This window comes from Photobacterium sp. J15, from assembly GCF_963870815.1.
GTDB lineage: Bacteria > Pseudomonadota > Gammaproteobacteria > Enterobacterales > Vibrionaceae > Photobacterium > Photobacterium marinum.
In genome coordinates this window covers 14,945-33,615 of the sequence record NZ_CAWMUI010000002.1, presented here as the reverse complement: position 1 = coordinate 33,615, position 18,671 = coordinate 14,945, and the positions used below count along the sequence as shown (strand labels likewise).

Here is an 18,671-nt window from a genome sequence, read left to right as displayed (position 1 = left end):
CAGGATAGAAGGTAACCCATGAGAAAAGCCTTAGTATTCGGAATCAGTCAGGAGATGGGCTGTCATCTATGCCACTCTCTCATTAAGCATGGCTGGGAAGTACTCGGAATCGTTCGTGATAGCAATACCGAAGCGCCGGTACTTAGTAATCTGACACTGGTAGAAATGGGACCTGAAGATCTGGATTTTCTCTACGAAATCACCGCCGATGTCGACAGTATTTTTGTCCACCTACCTGAAGCTGCCAACCGTGATTTTATCTTCTCAGTGAGTCAGATTATTGCTCTGGCAGAAAAATGTCGGACCCAGCTGGTACTCACCACCAACAAATACGAAATTAAACAAAGCCTGATGACACCTATGTCTATCCGCAGGAGAAATAACCCGATAACCATTTACCTACCCAAAAAGCTTAAACAACGGTTACAGCAGGCGGAGAGAAACGGTGCCAGCATCTTAGTGTTATGCTGCGGACACAGCCTGAGTTGCACCCTGGATAACGGCTACCTCGGCATGCTGATAAAAGAGACACCAAGCAAAGTGATAGTTCAATCTCCGGGGCCAGACAGCCTGCCGCACTACTGGACCTATTTACCGGATCTGGCTAACAACTTGGTTCGTTATCTGGGTGAAAATGAGTGTGCTGACAGGCCGGGGCTGAATGTGGCTTTTTACCCCGGACATCAGGCCAGCATCAATGATATTGCCCGCTGCCTTGAGCTCAGCAGTGGCAAGCAGGTCTCAGTGAGACCTCTGCGCTGGACCATACTGGAGTGCATCGCCCTGTTCTCCCCTCTGTTTCGTCGCTTCCTACGAATGCGGACCCTGTGGCAACAAGGCAGTAAACCGCCTGCCTGTTCTAACCGGTTAAACACAAAAACAGGCATGGTACACACACCGCTAGAGCTGGCACTCCAACAAAACTGGCGTAACTTATCCCGACTCAATTAGTCGTCCGATTCCCCCAGGGACAGGCTGAGCGATTACTTTTCAAAATAGCGAAAACGTTCAAACAAAGCTTCAATGTCAGTGCTGCACATTAAATCCATGTTTTCCTGAAGAGTTTCAATCGGCCAGTCCCACCACTTCATTTCAAGTAACATCTCAATCTGAGCTTCAGTGAAACGCTTCTTGATCGCCTGTCCCGGGTTACCAACCACCAATGTGTACGGCTCAACGTCTTTAGTCACGACGGCACGAGCGCCAATCACGGCACCATCACCAATTTTCACGCCGGGCATAATCACACACTCTGAACCAATCCAGACATCATTACCGATCACTGTATCTCCGGCTCGCTCAAAACCCGATTTAACCTTGTCACCAAAACGGCTGACATCAAATGGAAATGATGACACCCAGTCATGGCGATGTCCCTGGTTACCCGCCAACATAAAGGTGGCACCAGATGCAATCGAACAAAATTTACCAATGATCAGCTGGTCAACCTCACCAAAAATTCCCGATTCCCATACGGCGCGAGTAGAATGATCCCCCAACAAATAATGAACGCACTGATCCTCAAAATGCTTATCGTGGTAATAGCCCGAGTAATAGGTGTGTTCCCCTACTGAAATGTTCGGATTTTTTACATATTCCCGAACTTCGTAGCCGCCAAGCCACGATGGAAAGATGGATGATGACATAGCCACCCCTTTTTAATTATTCCTTACCGCCTACCCACAACGAAAAAACAGAGTAGAATGCCACTTCCAACATTTTCACTTTTTCGAGTGTTGATAAATGCAAATAGAACAACTTTACTCTGCATACCTTGGCGAACTCTACGGTATTGCCTTCTTCACAACTTTTGCTGAAAAGTACAGTGATAACAGTCATATCAACAAATGGCAAAAACTCATCCAAATAGAACAAATTACCGCCCAACGCCTTAAAGCTGGCTTGGAACCATTAGGTCAAACCTGCCCTGTGCACCATCCGGAGATGGAGCTGAAAGGCCTTCACGATGCCGATAAGTGGCTCCACCTGGAATGGCCAGAACTTATCAATACCATGGCACCATGGGTCGAACCCTACGCCCTGAAATACCGTAAGCAAGCTCTTCAAGCCAGTGAACACAAAGCACTGTTCAGCCTCGTCCAAGAGCATGAAGATGCAATCCTCGCTTTCCTTAAAGCGGAACAACAGGGTGATGCCGACAGCGTTGCGATCCTCAATAAGTTCATTGCCAGCTACGACAATCCATAAACCCGCACACTTTCTATCCAGCATACAGCGATTTGCCTGTCTCAAGTCTCAGATCTCACTGAAACCAGCCTGACAAGCGCGATAAAGCTAACAAATCCCCAGGGTGTTAATTGTCGATACAGGTAGTGTGTATTAACAATGGTCTTGGGGATCATGCTGACATGGGGAGTGCATTTATGAAGAGATTCAGTACCGAAGCACCAGAAACAACCACACATACCCGCTGTGTCATTTTTGATTGCGACGGCACTCTGGTTGATAACGAAACCCTTTGTAATCAAGCACTCGTAAACGTGTTCAATCGTTTTGGTGCCTCTTTGCAACTAGACGACTGTCTGAAATTTTTCCAAGGGGGAAAGCTGGCCGATATTCTGGTGCAAACCCGAGAAAGAGCCGGCATTAATGTCCCGATCGACGTGCTGGAACCCATTTATAGAGAAGAGTGCCGGAAACTGTTCGAACAGGGGCTACACCCGATCCCCGGCGTCCCTGAACTACTGAAAAGCCTTGGGGAAATAGGTTGTGAAATGTGTATTGCCTCTAACGCCCCAATCAGCAAAATTGAGCATACGCTCAACCTAACCGGCTTACTGCCTTATTTTGAGGGGAAAATGTTCAGTGGGTTTGAAGCTAACAGCTGGAAGCCGGAACCCGACATCCTGCATTTTGCTGCCATGAATATGGGAATAAAACTGGATGAATGTGTTTTTGTCGATGACACAATCAAAGGAGTCGAAGCAGGGATTAATGCCGATGTGCGCACCTTTCACTTCGCCACCCGCCCAGGCGCAGAGAAAATTGACCATCCCTGCGTTAAAACCATTTCTTCTATGCCGGAGCTGCTGGAATATATTGAGTAACACGACTATTTAAATAACAATGTCCATACAAAAACAGGCCCATTATGTATGGGCCTGTTTTAATCCTACTAACTGTTGCTCTCAGCTCTGGCTACGACTTGTCCATTTCCACCGAGAAATTATCCCAGGATGTCGCCCAATTCTGCTGCTGATATTCCTTCGCCGCAGTTTCATTATTGGTATTTTGCTGCTCATCAGTTTGAGCGTCATCTGGCGCTGCTACATTCGTTATTTCATCGGAAGGCTTATCAGCTTCAGCCGATACTTCATAAGTCAGGCTGCTATCAAACGCCTCCTCAACATTGCTTTCCTCAAGCAACTGCAAATAAAGGCCTTCATCTAACTGCCCCACGCTTGCAGCTTCCAGCATTTCTTCCGGCGGGCGATAACCGTCTCGTCCATACACTCGGTCAAGCAACTCAATCACTTTATGAGCAGGGATCGGCTGCTTCTTTAACAACTTAAAGATTGAGTTAGCAACATTCTGAACATTAAGGATAGATTCAATACTGATGTACTGAACTACTTCATCACGCTCAATTTTGGCCTGCTTATGACCAGACGCATTAGCAATAGAAAACCAGGTGTAAGCAATGGCTGAATCCGTCGCACCATGGCCCAAGTGCATTTTACCAGCCAGATACTGCGCTTCACTGCTACCCAACTCTGCCGCCCGTTCCAGCCAGTAAATAGCGCAGATTCTGTCTTTTTCTACACCCAGCCCGGTCTGATAACAAAATGCTGTTTTAATACAACCGGCCGCATCCTCATTGATAGCCGAACGTAGACGCCAGCAAAATGCCATAAACGGCACTTTTTTCGGGTTCATTTCGGCAACATACCAGTCACCGAGAAACTGCTGAGCTGCGATATGATCTTTTTCAGCTGCTGCGGTGATGTTTTCAATTCCGGCTTCAATATCCACACCACAGCCAAAACCACGAACCTGATAGCGGCCTAATTCGAACAATGCTTCCGGTTGTTTGCTTTTTGCCCTTACTACCAGCTCCCAGTACTTCGATTTAGCGGCCCCGTCAGGATCATCCTGATTCAGACGGCACAGCCGCGCCAGCGCATTCTGGGCAAGATCGTTATCCTGCTCTGCAGCCTGAGCGTACCATTCGATCGCCTTCTGGATGTTAGTCAGCTCATACTCTTTAGCCAACGAAAGCTGACTGGCGACATGCCCAGTCTGAGCCTTAAAAATTTTCTCTTCCCGCTCTGCGGCTTTGGCGCTTTCCAAAACCCGCTGATATTTTGCATCTTTAATGCGTTGCTCAGCGACCATCTGGTCCTGTTGCTTTGATGCAGAGAAATAGCGGATCAGCACCCAGCCCAGCAATATTCCAGTCAGGCTTAAGCCTATTACCAGGTTTGACATAACCCCTCATGAAACGATCAATAACACTTTATATAGCGGCACTCTGCTGTATTTCTGTAGCCATCCAGCAAAAGAAAGTCCGGTATTTTAGCCATCTATGACGATAAATACTAAACAAAGCCACCCATCTAAAAAATGTACAACATAAATTCAATGCTATTTTTTATAAAGGCACCGGCCGAAAGAAAGCTCATTCGGCTTTCAGCCTCACACTAAAAGGTGCCATAAGCCAGCAAACACCAGCAACTAATCTTAATGAACAGAATTCTTAAGGAGCTTGGATGTTTCTCGACTATTTCGCCCTGGGTGTCTTATTTTTTGTCGCCATCTTCCTGTTTTACGGGATTATTGCCATTCATGACATCCCTTACGAAATCTCTAAAAAACGCAACCATCCCCACCAGGATGCTATTCATTATGCCGGCTGGGTCAGTCTGTTCACCCTTCATGCGATATGGCCGTTCTTATGGATATGGGCCACCTTATGGCGTGAAGACCGAGGCTGGGGATTTACTAAAATACAGAACGAGCAGCATGAGCTTCATCACGAAGTTTTCGAACTGACAAAACAGGTTGAAAAACTAACCGAAAAAGTCGCATCGCTGGAAGCCGGTTTGGCCATGCAAACAACAACACCTCCTGCGCCTCCTGCCGCTGAACAGAAGGAGGATAGCTGATGGATTTGCTGCTTGTTTTGACCTATGCCGCACTTTGTATTGCCATATTTAAAATCTTCAATATCCCGCTGAACAAATGGACGGTCCCGACAGCAGTTCTAGGCGGCATTATCCTGATCGGCACCTTGATCCTGCTGATGAATTACAACCACCCGCATACCAACCTCGGCAGCCAGTTCTATGTCACAACCCCGATTGTCCCCGGCGTCAGGGGGAAAGTACTTGAAGTTCCGGTAGAGCCAAACCAGCCACTCAAAAAGGGCGATATCCTTTTTAAAATTGACCCGACACCTTATGAGGCCGAAGTACAACTACAACAGGCTGCCTTGGCAGAAGCCAAACAGTATGTCCTCGGACTGGAAGCGACCTATAAATCCGCTCAGTCAGTAACGGCCAAAGCCGTTGCTGAGCGGGATCGCACACGGCAGCAATACAACCGCTACGAAAAAGGCTATAAGCGCGGAGCCTTCACCAAAGCCGAAGTCGACAACCGTCGTCAGTTCTATCTCAGCGCGGAAGCGGCACTGTCGGCCGCCAGAGCAGAAGAAAACCGGGCAAAACTGGCTTATGAATCTGAGGTAATGGGCGAGAACACCACTGTCGCCAAAGTCAGAGCTCAGCTGGTGCAGGCAGAATTTAATCTCAAAGAGACCGTCGCTCATGCCCCGACTGACGGTTATGTTACTCAGGTAATACTTCGCCCTGGAATGATGGCTGTACCGCTGCCACTCAAACCGGTGATGACTTTTGTTCACGAGGAAGAACAAATCTACATCGGCGCTTTCAGGCAAAATTCCCTGCTGCGCCTGGAGCCCGGTTTCAAGGCCGATTTCATCTTCCGCGCCTTACCCGGAAAAACGTTCAAAGGAGAAGTGATTGAAGTAATGCCTGCGATAGGTGAGAGCCAGATTCAGGCCAGCGGTGTACTCTACGGCACGGAATTATTAACCAGGCAGGGAAGACCACTAGTGAAATTCAAAATCACCGACGATCTCAGCTCTTATAAACTCCCTCAGGGCACCAATGTCGAAATTGCGGTTTACTCAGACAGCTTCGAACATGTGTCAGTTATGCGCAAAGTACTGATCAGAATGAAGAGCTGGCAGAACTACCTATTCCTTGATCATTGATCCGTACGATCTCGCTCCATAGGCTTTTTCCTTAAATAGAAAAACAAAGCCATCAAAGAGCAAACACGAAAAGAAGACACAAAAAAACCAGCCGCGAAAAATCGCGGCTGGTTCATTTTAGTTATCCGAAATAAGCGGAGCTTTTAATCAAACTCAACCAGGTTTTTAGCATAAGTATCAAACTGCGCTTCAACCTCTTTTGACGCACCACCAGTCATCACACTCACACCAATAACCGCGATTGTCGCGAACACAAAGCCAGGTACGATTTCGTACAAGTCAAAGATACCACCGGTCAGCTGCTTCCAGATAACAACAGTCATCGCACCAACAATAATACCTGCCAATGCACCGTGACGGTTCATACCTTTCCAGAACAGGCTCAGCAGCAATGCAGGACCAAATGCTGCACCAAAACCAGCCCAAGCGTAAGAAACCAGACCCAGTACAGTACTGTCAGGGTTCATCGCCAGCAGCAGAGCAATAACTGACAATACGATCACAGCCACACGGCCAACCAGTACGATTTCCTGAGTAGAGGCTTGAGGACGGAATACCTGCTTGTAGAAATCCTCAGCCAGAGCAGAAGACGATACCAGCAGCTGAGAGTCAGCAGTACTCATGATAGCGGCAAGAATCGCAGCCAGCAGGATACCGGCAACAACCGGATGGAACATAGAGTTAACCAACAGCATGAAGATCTTCTCACCGTCAGCCAGTTCACCGGCCAACTGGTTATCTACATACAGGATACCCACCAGACCAACCAGAATCGCACCGGCCATCGACAGCGCCGTCCAGCCAACTGCAATACGACGTGCCGTAGTAATATCAGCATTTGAGCGAGTTGCCTTAAAGCGAGCCAGAATGTGTGGCTGACCAAAGTAACCCAGACCCCACGCCATCAGAGAGATAATTGCAATCGCAGACAGCGGCTCACCCTTCACATCATTGAACAGAGTCATCAGTTCCGGGTTCTTGGCTTCAAGTGCAGTAGCCAGCTCAACAACGTTACCGTTCATTGCAGCAATCGGCACAATCATCAGTGCAGCAGCCATCAGAAGCCCCTGAACCAGGTCAGTCCAGGATACCGCCAGGAAGCCACCAAACAGAGTGTAAGAAACCACACACACAGTACCGACAACTACCGCAATCACATAATCTAAGCCAAAAACGGTTTCGAATAGTTTACCGCCAGCAACCAAACCAGAACTGGTATAGAAAAGGAAGAACAGCAAAATAAAGAATGCTGAAATGGTTTGGATCAGTTTTGATTTGTCATCAAAGCGACGAGACAGGAACTCGGGCAGCGTCAGGGCATTATCTGCCGTGATACTGTAGGTACGCAGACGCTTGGCACAGATCAGCCAGTTCAGCCAAGTACCCAGCATCAGACCACCTGCCAGCCAGAAAGACTCGATACCAGCAGCAAAAGCGTAACCCGGCAGACCCAGCAACAACCAGCCACTCATATCTGAAGCACCAGCGGATAAAGCGGCCGGCCACGGTCCCAGCGAACGCCCGCCAAGGAAATAGTCGGATGAATTAGATGTACGTTTATAGGCAATATAACCAATTGCCAGCATACCAATCAGGTAGGCGACAAACGTAGCCGTAATAGCAAAGCTATTTTCTATCATTATTGAGTTCCCTCATTAAGAGCCCCTGTTCATTGCAGGGGCTTTTTGTTTATGGTGCCGAAAACTTCAGCTGTATCTTTTTCCGGGTTATGCCCATCGCAGTTCGAGTGATTCCCCCACCACGCAAAACCCGGCATAACCTGTCTTTAATGTGACTCTCCGCTTCCCAACTCCAACAGCGTCGCGTTTCCGCCGACCGCCGTAATATTTATTGTTCGTGTCCTTTCGGTCACAAAACGCAGAGAGTATGTCGGGCTACCAATCACTGGCAGCGACTCACAATCAGTTTCACTGATCAACTGAGCCAGCATGCCGTCACGAGCAGCCAGTTGGCGCGCCAGCGCCTGTGATGTCGTTTGCTTTCCGGCGTAAGCCACACCCGCGACAGCCGGGTGACTAACCAAATCAGCAAGCTGATCACAATCTATTGCAGTGATAACACCGCGGGCACAGCCACTTTTCTCAAGCTGTGCCACCAGTTCAGCAGCCGACAGGGAAAAACCTGAAGGCAGAGAAACAAAAAGTGTGTTGCCGGTAACCAGCGCGGCCGCCACCTGTCCGATCATCGCGACCAAAGGTGTTTCTGCATCAGCAGTCACGATAAAGCTGCCACGGCCGGCGCAGTACAGCTCATTGGTCTCACCGGTTGGCCCCGGCATCAACATGGTCTCAGCAACATGCTCGGCAGCATTACGGCACTGAAAGCTGACCATAGCACTCAGCTCCGGAGCCAATTCTTCGCTCCAGCGCTCCAGAATCTGGCTGCGAGACTCATAGCCCAGCCCGTTCCAGCCTTCCCAGGATGCGGCGCTGGTGTCGACCATGTCCTGAATTTTTGTCTGCATTGTCGCCTGAATAGTTGTCGTCATCGCTATATCCCTCTCAACTCAGCCGCATTAAGCGTTAAACACATCTTGGGTGAAACGGTACAGGTAGTGCGGACCTCCGGCCTTCGGACCTGTTCCTGACAGTCCCTGCCCGCCGAACGGCTGCACCCCGACAACCGCACCAACCTGATCACGGTTGATATAGCAATTTCCGACTCTGGCCCGGCGCTCGATATGGCGGTAAGTTCGCTCATTTCGGCTATGAACCCCCATCGTCAGACCAAAACCTGTCTGGTTAATCTGATCGATCACCTGCTCAAGCTCACTCGCTTTGAAGCGGACGATATGAAGGATCGGGCCAAAGTTTTCATTCTTCAGCATGTCGATCCCAGCAATTTCAAACGCGGTCGGTGCGACAAAATCACCATGTTGGCAGTCGGAACCAAGCTTGGCCTGCGCCACCAGTTTGGCCTGATTTTTCAGTGACTGAATATGGGTCAGCAGTTTCTGCTTGGCCCCGGCATCAATCACCGGCCCGACATCCGTGCTGTGCAACTCTGGTCGCCCGACCGACAGCTCAGCCATCGCACCTTTGATCAGGCCAATGACCCGCTCAGCGATATCTTCCTGGATGAACAACACCCGCAGTGCCGAACATCGCTGTCCCGCAGAGGCAAACGCTGAGCGGACAACATCCCGAACAACCTGTTCAGGCAGCGCGGTACTGTCGACGATCATCGCGTTCTGCCCACCGGTTTCGGCGATAAACGGAACCGACTCGCAATCGCGTGCCACCAGGGAGCGGTTGATCAACTGCGCCGTTTCCGTTGAACCGGTAAACGCCACTCCGGCAATACGCGGATCCGACGTCAGCGGTGAGCCAACCTCAGCACCGGTTCCCGGCAATAGCTGAATCACACCAGCCGGCATACCCGCTTCAAGCATCAGCTCAATCGCCCGAAAGGCAATCAGCGATGTCTGCTCAGCCGGCTTGGCAACAACCGTATTCCCGGCAGCCAGTGCAGCACTGATCTGGCCTAGGAAAATTGCCAGCGGGAAGTTCCACGGGCTGATACAGGCAAATACGCCGCGTCCGCGATAACTCAGCAGTCGTGATGTACCGTCAAACGAAGTCACCTGTTTTGTCTCAGCCAGCTCAGTAGCCGCCTGGTTGGCATAAAAGCGACAAAAATCGACAGCTTCACGGATTTCATCAATGCTGTCCTGAATTGTCTTACCCGCTTCGCGGTGGCAAAGGGCAACCAGCTCACCGGTATTAGCTTCGAGTAAATCTACCAGTCGCAGCAAACAATCAGCACGTTCTGAGGCTGAACGCTCTGACCACTCCGGATACGCTTTTGCCGCAACGGTAATGGCCTGCTCAACCTGGTCGGCACTGGCAAAATCCACACTGCCAACCGCTTCACGACGATCATACGGTGCTGTGATGGCTTCTGTTCTGCCGCCCTGCACCACACCGTTTATAATCGGACCTGCTTGCCACTGGTGTTCACCAAAGGCCTGAACCGACTTAACAAACGGTCGCCACTGGGATTCAATCTCAATATTGATGCCCGCTGAATTGCGGCGCTGTTCCCCGAAAATCTGCGCAGGCAGCGGGATCAGGCTGTTGTGCAACGTCGGACGTGAACACAGCTCATCAACCGGATGCCGGGTCAATGAATCAACCGGACAGCTTGCATCAACCAGACGGTGAACAAACGAGCTGTTCGCCCCGTTTTCCAGCAAGCGACGAACCAAATACGGCAACAAGTCTTTATGGCTACCAACTGGCGCGTAAATACGAACATTGGTATCGTGCATTTCCATCACATGGTTATACAGGGCATCCCCCATGCCATGCAGGCGCTGGAACTCAAAGTCCCTGGTCGAGCCTGCCATAGCCACAATCGCCGAAACTGTATGGGCGTTGTGACTGGCAAACTGCGGATAAATCAGACCGTGCAGATGATCTGAAAGCAGGAACCGGGCGCAAGCCAGGTACGAGCAATCAGTCGCCTCTTTACGGGTAAATACCGGATAACCGGAGTACCCGCTCTGCTGGGCTAGTTTCAGCTCACTGTCCCAATAAGCACCTTTCACCAGACGCAGAGGAATCACATCCCCTTGCTCTTTACTCAAAGCAGCTAACCAGGCTAACACTGGCAGGGCTCGCTTAGAGTAAGCCTGAACAACCAGCCCGAAACGGCCCCAGCCTTTTACTTCGTCAGAGCGATACAGCTTTTCAAAGAGCTTAAGTGACAACTCAAGGCGATCCGCTTCCTCGGCATCTATCGTGATCCCGACATTTAGCTCACGGGCACGCTTGAGCAATTCCAGTACTGAACGGTACATTTCATCCAGTACACGGGCCTCGTTGGCAACGTCATAACGCGGATGCAGTGCAGACAGCTTGATTGATACTGTCGGATCCGGCGATTTAGCGTTACTGCCTTTCTCACTGGTGTAAGAGTCACGACCGACCGCCTCTACCGCCATCAGGTAATCTTTGAAGTACTTCTCGGCATCCTGCGATGTCAGCGCGGCTTCACCCAGCATGTCAAACGAGTAGGTAAAACCCTGATCCCGCTTTTCCCTGCCGTTTTTCATCGCCTCGCCAATACTTCGACCAAGCACAAACTGATGCCCCATGATCTTCATTGCCTGGTTCATTGCCTGGCGGATCACCGGCTCAGACATCTTGTTCACCAAACGGTTAATCACATGGCTCGGCGTACCATCTTCTTTGGCATCCAGCGTGACAACCTTACCGGTCAACATCAGCCCCCAAGTCGACGCATTCACAAACAGAGAGTCGGAGCTTTTCAAATGCGATTTCCAGTCCGCCACACTCAGTTTGTCGCGGATCAACGCATCAGCAGTTGCCGCATCCGGAATACGCATCAGCGCTTCAGCCAGACACATCAGCAAAATGCCTTCTTTAGTATCCAGGCTATATTCCAGCAACAACGCATCAATCATCTGGATAGCGTTCTGATCTGCCCTAACACGCTCGATCAGCAATGCTGCCTGTTCAGTAGTGCGTTTCCGTTCTTGCTCTGAAGGCTCGGCCAAAGGCAACAGCTGCGTAAGCAACTGTGATTCATCAACCGCGTAAAGCGGTGAAATTAATTTCCAGAGCTCATCTAGCGATTGCTCAATAAACGAAGGCTGAAGTACATCTGCCGCATTGAACATCATTATTCCCTCAATAGTGGATCCGAATGCATAACGACCATCTGCAGATAGCCTCAACACCCAGATTAAATGTTACACCAGTGTTACCATTAAGGGGATTTTATTGCCTTAACCGACGGCGGTCTTGTTCTATTCTCCGATATTTTTTAGAAAAAGTCCGTTTTTTAACAAAATTCGACACAAAAACACAGCAATAAATAAGATTCTGCATAGCGAAACACACCAGAACTTTGACTGATTTGCAGCTTGCGGCGCAGCTCAAAACAACTGGAAAGACGGAACGATGATCATGGAGATCAAACAAATCAGATAAATAGAGATGAAGCAGGAAAAGCAGTTAAAGGGAGGAAAAAGAGTAATGGCCCAAATACTAAAAAAAGATTCAAGCCATTGATATTTAATATTTAAATAGAGTAACCGTATTTTTTCCGATACTGTGCCGGCGGCATACCATAGAGGCGGGAGAAAGCTTGAGTGAAGCTGCTCTGACTGGCAAAGCCGGCACTTTGTGCAACCTGAGCAAGGCTCAACTGGCTGTCTGCTATCAGCTGTTTTGCCATCTCAAGACGTTTTTTCAACACATACTGATGCGGTGTGATACCTGTCTGTTCTTTAAACAAATGATGGAACTGACTTTCACCCAGAAAAACCAACCCGGCCAACTGTGTTACGGAAATTTTACGATTAAGATGCTGAATTATGTACTGATCGATAATATCCATATCAAGGCGATAAGCCTGTCGCTCACCACTCAGCGGCTTGAAATGGCGCTGAAGTACACACATCAAAGTATCAGTACATGCTTTACTGAGCAGCAGATCATTCGGGTGAGCCGCCATCTCGGTCGTCAGTGCACGAATCAGATTCTGCGCCTGATTATCCAAATAAAAGTAGCTCGACTGCTCAAACAGCTGATCGCAACGTTCAAGCGAAAATGATGACTGAACCTGATCGGCTGGCACATTTAATACCAGGATCTCGTTTTTACCGAGCCCGGAAAAAGCATGCTCTGAATCCGCAGTAACCAGGCAGCCCTGACCGGGTCCCACCAGGTTACCGTAGCCTTCAATATCAAATTCTGTCTGACCGGACAGTCCAATCACCACCTGGTTATAACCATGGTTATGGTGATCCATCTGTTCGGGCAGCTTCACGATTTCAGAAGGCTTAAACATGGAATGATATAGCTTGTCGTTCATGCCGTATCGAAGTTAGATATAAATAGTTCTCAATCATAGGTGGAGGATACCACATATGTTTGCTCGGAGGGGATGCTTGTATCTTGATTGAAATACCAGAGTCAAATCCTACTGGAGTAACTATAAACAAAGGGATTAAAAGCCAAACAGTGCAAACCTACGCATAGCGGAAAAATGATCAAGAACCATAATTTTACGGTGATTGTCATTCCAATTTCCATGCGGCATATAATCATATGGAAAGATAAGGATTTTCACCCAATCTGTTTAACTTTACCCCGGAGCTAAACCATAAAGGCATAATTCGATAAATATGATATAAATCCTTTTTATTCAGCAATATAGAATATAACAACCAGCAGTTACGGCCACTGAGCAAAACGTGGAACAATGAAAACTTGGCACAGAAGCATGATCATGGCTCTACTGACCCTTGATCATTTTTCCGTAATTTAAACGATCAACAAAAGGATCTTTCTTGATCATCGTTCCAATTGAAATGACACTCCCCGTCAGAACACCATTCTTGATCATCGTTCCGAACAGCTTCTGCACGATAAAAAGCCACTGATGAGCAACAAATTCTCTTTATATTCATAAAATTAATTAAATTTACGTCATTCAGACCCGCCGAGCCTCCCATCACGTTCTTTTTGTGTTACAAATGAAATGCACAATTAGGATAAGGATCATGCACGAATTTATTAATCAACTTCATTATTCATTTTCAATCACCGGCCCAATCTTCATCATGCTTGGGCTGGGTGTTGTACTCAGACGCAAAGGTATTCTGGAAGATAAATTTATAGAAACCGGCTCAAAGCTGGTCTTTACCGTAACTCTCCCTGCACTGCTATTTCTCAGTATTGTTAAGTCAGATCTTCAAGAGGTAGGGAACCCGAACCTCCTGCTGTTTGCTGTTATCGCCAACTTTATGACTTATCTTCTTTTTGAGGGAATGGCTCAGAAACTAATTAAAAATAAAAGTGAAATCGGCGTCGTCGTCCAAGGGGCGTTTCGTGCCAATACCGGAATCATCGGCCTGGCTTATGTTTCAAATGCTTTTGGTAACAATGGATTGGCCGCAGGTTCGATTTACGTTGCCGTGCTGACGATTCTTTATAATATCCTTGCTGTAATAACCCTGACCCGTTCTTCAAATGGTAGAAAAGCCATAGGGACGGGATATTTGTTACGCTCTATCGCCAAAAACCCACTGATCATCAGTACCTGCATCGCAATCCCGTTCTCTCTGCTGGAAGTTAAGATCCCGGAGGTACTCCTGCAATCGGGGAGCTACTTTGCAGATATGACCTTACCACTGGCGCTGCTATGTACTGGTGCCAGCCTGGATCTGAAACAATTAAAGCAAGATTCATCCAGTGCCAATTATTCAACCTGCGGTCGCTTGATCATCGCTCCGGCATTGATCACCTCCGCCGGTTACTGGCTTGGTTTCCGTGATCTTGAACTCGGGATCATTTTCCTTATGAGCGCCGCGCCAACTGCAGCAGCCAGCTATGTAATGGCTCGCTCAATGGGAGGTAACGCGAGATTAGCAGCTAATGTCATCGCGATGACAACATTGGGATCCCTCTTTACTTGTAGCTTCGGTCTCACACTTTTGACTGCAACCGGCCTGATCCACTAATCGATTAAAAAATAATCGTCGACAAATCATATGAGAATCATTATCATTCCTGTTAACTGATAATGATTCTCACTTAGATTTAAAGATTTGTCGGAGGCCATCATGGCATCACTGCAAAAAGCCGTTAACCAGCAACTACAAGCCCAACAATGGCGCCTTGCGAATAAGCGCCTGATTCTTCCTATCATCCTTATTGCTCTTCTGGCAACACCCGCAACCATGGAACTGACTGTTGCCGTATTGTCAGATGCCTTCTGGCAAGTTGCCAGCTATGTTGCCGCAACCCTTGCTATTTACCACTACATTGCTTCAAAGCTCAGCCAAAACAACCGCCTCAGCCAATTACTGGCCAACAGTTCTCGCTATCAGGTGGTATTTGCTTCCTTTATGGGCGCTTTGCCCGGCTGTGGCGGTGCTATTGTCGTGATCACCCAGTACGTCAGTGGTCGCTTAAGTTTTGGTGCTGTTGTTGCAGTGCTGACCGCGACTATGGGGGATGCCGCCTTCCTGCTTCTTGCTGCTGAGCCTGAAACGGGATTAGCTATGATTGCTGTCGGTTTTGTTATCGGTCTCATCTCCGGCTGGATCGTTGATGCAATTCATGGTCAGGACTTTATGCGGCCAACGCAAACCAAAACAAAACAGACAGAGCAAACAAACGAGCAGTGTAAAGAACCGGTTCTTCGAATGCAGGGAGTGTTCTGGAAGTGGGCACTACTTCCAGCCTCTGTCATTGCGATAATGGGATCGTTACAAATCGATATCGATCAAGTGTTCCATTTAGGTGCCGGTACCATTAGCTACGTAGGCGCTGCAGCAGCAATGATTGCCATGCTGCTATGGGCAACAAGCCGAGATGTTACTGATTACCAGTCAGCAGTAGCGGAAGATCCGAAAGCCAATACTGCCAACCTGTTCCAACGTGTCGCGCAAGATACTAACTTTGTAACCAGCTGGGTTGTTGGTGCATTCCTTATATTTGAACTGACCATATTCTGGACCGGACTGGATCCAAAGGCTGTTTTCTCTAATTGGGCGATACTGCTGCCACTAATGGGTGTATTGATTGGTCTTCTTCCGGGCTGTGGTCCGCAAATTTTGGTAACCAGCCTCTATATCAGCGGCGCAGTGCCACTGTCTGCACAACTAGGCAATGCCATTAGTAATGATGGTGATGCCCTTTTCCCAGCTATCGCTCTGGCACCGAAAGCCGCGATGATGGCAACTGTCTATTCCACTGTGCCAGCACTTATCGCAGCGTACAGCTACTTCTGGCTGTTTGAATAAACAATCAAGGACTAAGCATATAATCAAAAGGGGCCTTTAGCCCCTTTTCTTTTTTATATCAACAGCATGCACACTTTTGATTTGCATATCATTAATTCCTAAAAAGAAAACAAACAACCAAACACATAAAACAAGATAAAAGTCAATAGGTGATTTCCCCCCTTATCTGTCATGTTCCTGTCGGTTATAGTTTCTCTCGTAGACAGGGAGCCAACTACACGGTTCGCTGTTTGCAGTATCCAGCATTGGATACATGCCAATGAAGTTTTCTTTAATATACACCCTCATATTAAAGAGATGAACTTAATTGGATACCTCTTCTACACGTCGTACAGGATTGTGCTCTTCGGAGTCAAACTCTTGTCTTTGCCGGTCTCTTTAGACCGGCTTTTTTTTGCTTATTCGCAAATATGTCCAATAATCCGTCACCAGGCGGTTGTAACATTTCTGCTTTCAATTACACTCTGTACAGTTAAGTTAACCTAGCCCAGTTAATCAGGCACGAATAGTGAAAGAAAAAGTCGATCCATCGCTACTCCATATTTTTAATCAGCTTCCAGGGTGTTGGGGATGCAAAGACAAGGATTCCGTTTTTGTTTACGCTAACGCTGAATATGGCAATATTATTGGCGTCAATCACCATTTAGACTGTATCGGTCGTACTGATTTTGACATGCCAAGCCCAACAGTGGAGTGTGCTGATTCTTTCCGTGAACAGGATAATCAGGTAATCACATCCGGGAACCGGATGCGAATTCTAGATATTCATCCATATTCCGATGGTAGCTGGCGTGCACATTTATTCACTAAGACGCCATGGAAAAGTGAGCAGGGTGACATCGTCGGAACTATTTTTTCAGGGGTTGAGCTGAAAGATACTGCCATTCTGGAAGTAGGCCACTGGATATGCCGTGCAGCCGGTTTGAATAGTAAAGAGCAGGCTTCATTTAACCTTGACCTGCACAACCAGGCGGTCAAACTTAACACCCGTGAATCTGAAGTGCTGTTCCTACTGCTCTATGGCAAAAAACCGCAATACATAGCAAAGGTACTTAATGTTTCGGTCAAGACGGTAGAAAACTATGTCCTGCGATTACGGGAAAAATTCAACGCAAACTCCAAGAGTGAGTTGCTGGACCTTGCTCTGGATCTTGGTTTCGGCTCGCATATTCCCGAAAGTATGCTGAAGCGCCAACTATCCGTAATTCTTAAAGAATAAAGAAATCACCCTATTTTGAGGGTGGTTTGTGCAGTCTAAGATTGAATTTTTGGAAAAAAAAACCGTTTCCAGATCAATTATTGATCAGTAAAGGCCGCCTACAATGTCGCCAGTTTTGAATTTAGCCTAATTATTATTTTTATATTTAAAAGCTGGAAACTGGTATGAAACAATTTACTATCACTTACGTTGTACACCCGCATTATAACATTCCGTTCAAATACGAAATCACGGCTGAAAATGAACGAGATTCAATTCAGTCGGCAGAAAAAGCACTGAACCTGCGCCATCCTGAAGGTGTCAGCATTGTGACAGCAAACCAGCGCTAATCAGCTCTGGCTGCACCAAAAATGAAATCCAAGAAAAAGTGTAGCCAAAGCTACACTTTTTTATTTTATCAATTTGAAAGCTTATGGCATTAAGGCGCCAGTCGCTCTACAGACCAATTCTCATCCTCAAGGCTGTAAAGGAATCGATCATGCAGACGGTTCTCGCCCCCCTGCCAGAACTCGATCGAATTAACCCGAACCCGGTAACCGCCCCAAAATGTCGGCAACGGTACTTCACCATTAGCAAACTTTTGTTTCAACTCAAAAAACTTGCCTTCTAGCACCCCGCGAGCAGAAAGACGACTACTTTGCTTACTTGCCCAGGCAGCAATCTGACTTTCCTTAGGACGTGAAGCAAAGTACTTCATCACTTCAAGTTTGGACAGCTTTTCAGCCTGACCTGTAATATGAACCTGGCGTTCAATCGGGTGCCACGGAAAATGGAGGCTGATCTTAGCATTGTTGCTTAAGTGCAGTGCCTTACGACTGCCAAGGTTGGTATAAAAAACAAACCCGTCTTTATCAAAATGCTTAAGCAAAACGATGCGTTGGTATGGCTGCCCGTCTTCATCAACGGTTGCAACCGTCATAGCAGTCGGATCGGTAAGGTTTGCCTCAATAGCCTGTTTTAACCATTTATCAAACAGACTGAGCGGCTCATCCGGCAAATCATTCCGACGTAAACCACCTCGCGTGTACTCACGACGAATATCAGACAATTCCATTGTTAACTCCGCATAAATGTTTATCTGGGGAAATTGTGCGCCTTGCTTTGAGGAAAAACAAGCGCCACAGAAAACAACGGGCTCATTTCGCAACCAATTGATACATCAGAAACAATAACATTTCATCAGTGCTACTCAGCTCGTTTTTTCCCTCACCGAAGTTTGTTATACAGACGCTAGGTATTCAGCATATTGGCTAAATTACAGTCAAAATAATAGAGATGGATAAACAGAGCAATAACCACCTATAAAATAAATGAAATAAAAACATTACAACGTCACTTATTGCCTGTTGGCACAGTTTCTCACTAATATTTTTCTGTCAGTGATAAATTTTAAT

At 47.6% G+C, this 18,671-nt stretch carries 16 protein-coding genes; 9 read left to right on the top strand and 7 right to left on the bottom strand.

Annotation, left to right across the window (positions count from 1 at the left end):
• Positions 1-18 precede the first annotated feature (18 nt).
• Complete coding sequence (locus AACQ93_RS17040) at positions 19-951, top strand: hypothetical protein (protein ID WP_064606845.1); 933 nt, start codon at positions 19-21, stop codon at positions 949-951.
• A 32-nt stretch (positions 952-983) separates the two neighbouring features.
• Here the strand turns inward: AACQ93_RS17040 and AACQ93_RS17035 are convergent, their stop codons facing one another.
• Positions 984-1,646: a CatB-related O-acetyltransferase gene (locus tag AACQ93_RS17035; protein WP_064606842.1), complete on the bottom strand. Its 663-nt coding sequence runs from the start codon at positions 1,644-1,646 to the stop codon at positions 984-986.
• 97 nt (positions 1,647-1,743) lie between these two features.
• Between AACQ93_RS17035 and AACQ93_RS17030 the strand changes: the two genes are divergently transcribed.
• On the top strand, positions 1,744-2,208 hold the full coding sequence (locus tag AACQ93_RS17030; protein ID WP_064606839.1) for a hypothetical protein: 465 nt from the start codon (positions 1,744-1,746) through the stop codon (positions 2,206-2,208).
• Positions 2,209-2,384: 176 nt separating this feature from the next.
• Positions 2,385-3,068: an HAD-IA family hydrolase gene (locus AACQ93_RS17025; RefSeq protein ID WP_064606836.1), complete on the top strand. Its 684-nt coding sequence runs from the start codon at positions 2,385-2,387 to the stop codon at positions 3,066-3,068.
• 91 nt (positions 3,069-3,159) lie between these two features.
• Here the strand turns inward: AACQ93_RS17025 and AACQ93_RS17020 are convergent, their stop codons facing one another.
• Positions 3,160-4,449, bottom strand: coding sequence for a tetratricopeptide repeat protein (locus AACQ93_RS17020; RefSeq protein ID WP_064606833.1), 1,290 nt, complete (start codon positions 4,447-4,449; stop codon positions 3,160-3,162).
• A 281-nt stretch (positions 4,450-4,730) separates the two neighbouring features.
• Between AACQ93_RS17020 and AACQ93_RS17015 the strand changes: the two genes are divergently transcribed.
• The gene (locus AACQ93_RS17015) at positions 4,731-5,126 is read left to right on the top strand and encodes a DUF3302 domain-containing protein (RefSeq protein ID WP_064606831.1); all 396 of its coding nucleotides are present in this window, start codon (positions 4,731-4,733) and stop codon (positions 5,124-5,126) included.
• Entirely contained in the window at positions 5,126-6,256 is a 1,131-nt protein-coding gene (locus AACQ93_RS17010; protein ID WP_064606828.1) for an HlyD family secretion protein, read from the top strand. Before AACQ93_RS17015 ends, AACQ93_RS17010 begins: the two co-directional genes overlap by 1 nt.
• 143 nt (positions 6,257-6,399) lie before the next feature.
• Here AACQ93_RS17010 and putP read toward each other — a convergent pair whose 3' ends face one another.
• The 4 genes from putP to AACQ93_RS16990 form a co-directional block, all read right to left on the bottom strand.
• A complete protein-coding gene (gene putP, locus AACQ93_RS17005) occupies positions 6,400-7,896 on the bottom strand; it encodes a sodium/proline symporter PutP (protein ID WP_064606825.1) in 1,497 nt (498 codons plus the stop codon).
• Between the two features lie 146 nt (positions 7,897-8,042).
• Complete coding sequence (locus AACQ93_RS17000; RefSeq protein ID WP_232323348.1) at positions 8,043-8,765, bottom strand: aldehyde dehydrogenase family protein; 723 nt, start codon at positions 8,763-8,765, stop codon at positions 8,043-8,045.
• Positions 8,766-8,792: 27 nt separating this feature from the next.
• The gene (putA, locus tag AACQ93_RS16995; protein ID WP_064606822.1) at positions 8,793-11,921 is read right to left on the bottom strand and encodes a bifunctional proline dehydrogenase/L-glutamate gamma-semialdehyde dehydrogenase PutA; all 3,129 of its coding nucleotides are present in this window, start codon (positions 11,919-11,921) and stop codon (positions 8,793-8,795) included.
• Positions 11,922-12,325: 404 nt separating this feature from the next.
• Positions 12,326-13,096: an AraC family transcriptional regulator gene (locus AACQ93_RS16990; protein WP_051035728.1), complete on the bottom strand. Its 771-nt coding sequence runs from the start codon at positions 13,094-13,096 to the stop codon at positions 12,326-12,328.
• Between the two features lie 715 nt (positions 13,097-13,811).
• Here AACQ93_RS16990 and AACQ93_RS16985 point away from each other — a divergent pair.
• From AACQ93_RS16985 to AACQ93_RS16970, 4 genes are all read left to right on the top strand, one after another.
• Positions 13,812-14,771 (top strand): AEC family transporter, encoded by a 960-nt coding sequence (locus AACQ93_RS16985; RefSeq protein WP_007463245.1) that lies wholly within the window; start codon positions 13,812-13,814, stop codon positions 14,769-14,771.
• A 102-nt stretch (positions 14,772-14,873) separates the two neighbouring features.
• Entirely contained in the window at positions 14,874-16,058 is a 1,185-nt protein-coding gene (locus AACQ93_RS16980) for a putative manganese transporter (protein ID WP_064606819.1), read from the top strand.
• A 508-nt stretch (positions 16,059-16,566) separates the two neighbouring features.
• Positions 16,567-17,277, top strand: coding sequence for a helix-turn-helix transcriptional regulator (locus AACQ93_RS16975; RefSeq protein ID WP_064606816.1), 711 nt, complete (start codon positions 16,567-16,569; stop codon positions 17,275-17,277).
• Between the two features lie 164 nt (positions 17,278-17,441).
• Positions 17,442-17,606 carry a hypothetical protein gene (locus AACQ93_RS16970; RefSeq protein ID WP_007463251.1) on the top strand — a complete coding sequence of 55 codons (165 nt, stop codon included), beginning with the start codon at positions 17,442-17,444 and terminating at the stop codon, positions 17,604-17,606.
• 89 nt (positions 17,607-17,695) lie between these two features.
• On the opposite strand, the gene pdxH is transcribed toward AACQ93_RS16970, so the two are convergent.
• Entirely contained in the window at positions 17,696-18,331 is a 636-nt protein-coding gene (gene pdxH, locus AACQ93_RS16965; RefSeq protein ID WP_064606813.1) for a pyridoxamine 5'-phosphate oxidase, read from the bottom strand.
• Positions 18,332-18,671: the final 340 nt, after the last annotated feature.

Bases quoted from the DNA above. Each gene is read 5' to 3' on its own strand.
- AACQ93_RS17040 (WP_064606845.1), top strand. From the start codon at position 19: ATGAGAAAAGCCTTAGTATTCGGAATCAGTCAGGAGATGGGCTGTCAT.
- AACQ93_RS17035 (WP_064606842.1), bottom strand. From the start codon at position 1,646: ATGTCATCATCCATCTTTCCATCGTGGCTTGGCGGCTACGAAGTTCGG.
- AACQ93_RS17030 (WP_064606839.1), top strand. From the start codon at position 1,744: ATGCAAATAGAACAACTTTACTCTGCATACCTTGGCGAACTCTACGGT.
- AACQ93_RS17025 (WP_064606836.1), top strand. From the start codon at position 2,385: ATGAAGAGATTCAGTACCGAAGCACCAGAAACAACCACACATACCCGC.
- AACQ93_RS17020 (WP_064606833.1), bottom strand. From the start codon at position 4,449: ATGTCAAACCTGGTAATAGGCTTAAGCCTGACTGGAATATTGCTGGGC.
- AACQ93_RS17015 (WP_064606831.1), top strand. From the start codon at position 4,731: ATGTTTCTCGACTATTTCGCCCTGGGTGTCTTATTTTTTGTCGCCATC.
- AACQ93_RS17010 (WP_064606828.1), top strand. From the start codon at position 5,126: ATGGATTTGCTGCTTGTTTTGACCTATGCCGCACTTTGTATTGCCATA.
- putP (WP_064606825.1), bottom strand. From the start codon at position 7,896: ATGATAGAAAATAGCTTTGCTATTACGGCTACGTTTGTCGCCTACCTG.
- AACQ93_RS17000 (WP_232323348.1), bottom strand. From the start codon at position 8,765: ATGACGACAACTATTCAGGCGACAATGCAGACAAAAATTCAGGACATG.
- putA (WP_064606822.1), bottom strand. From the start codon at position 11,921: ATGTTCAATGCGGCAGATGTACTTCAGCCTTCGTTTATTGAGCAATCG.
- AACQ93_RS16990 (WP_051035728.1), bottom strand. From the start codon at position 13,096: ATGTTTAAGCCTTCTGAAATCGTGAAGCTGCCCGAACAGATGGATCAC.
- AACQ93_RS16985 (WP_007463245.1), top strand. From the start codon at position 13,812: ATGCACGAATTTATTAATCAACTTCATTATTCATTTTCAATCACCGGC.
- AACQ93_RS16980 (WP_064606819.1), top strand. From the start codon at position 14,874: ATGGCATCACTGCAAAAAGCCGTTAACCAGCAACTACAAGCCCAACAA.
- AACQ93_RS16970 (WP_007463251.1), top strand. From the start codon at position 17,442: ATGAAACAATTTACTATCACTTACGTTGTACACCCGCATTATAACATT.
- pdxH (WP_064606813.1), bottom strand. From the start codon at position 18,331: ATGGAATTGTCTGATATTCGTCGTGAGTACACGCGAGGTGGTTTACGT.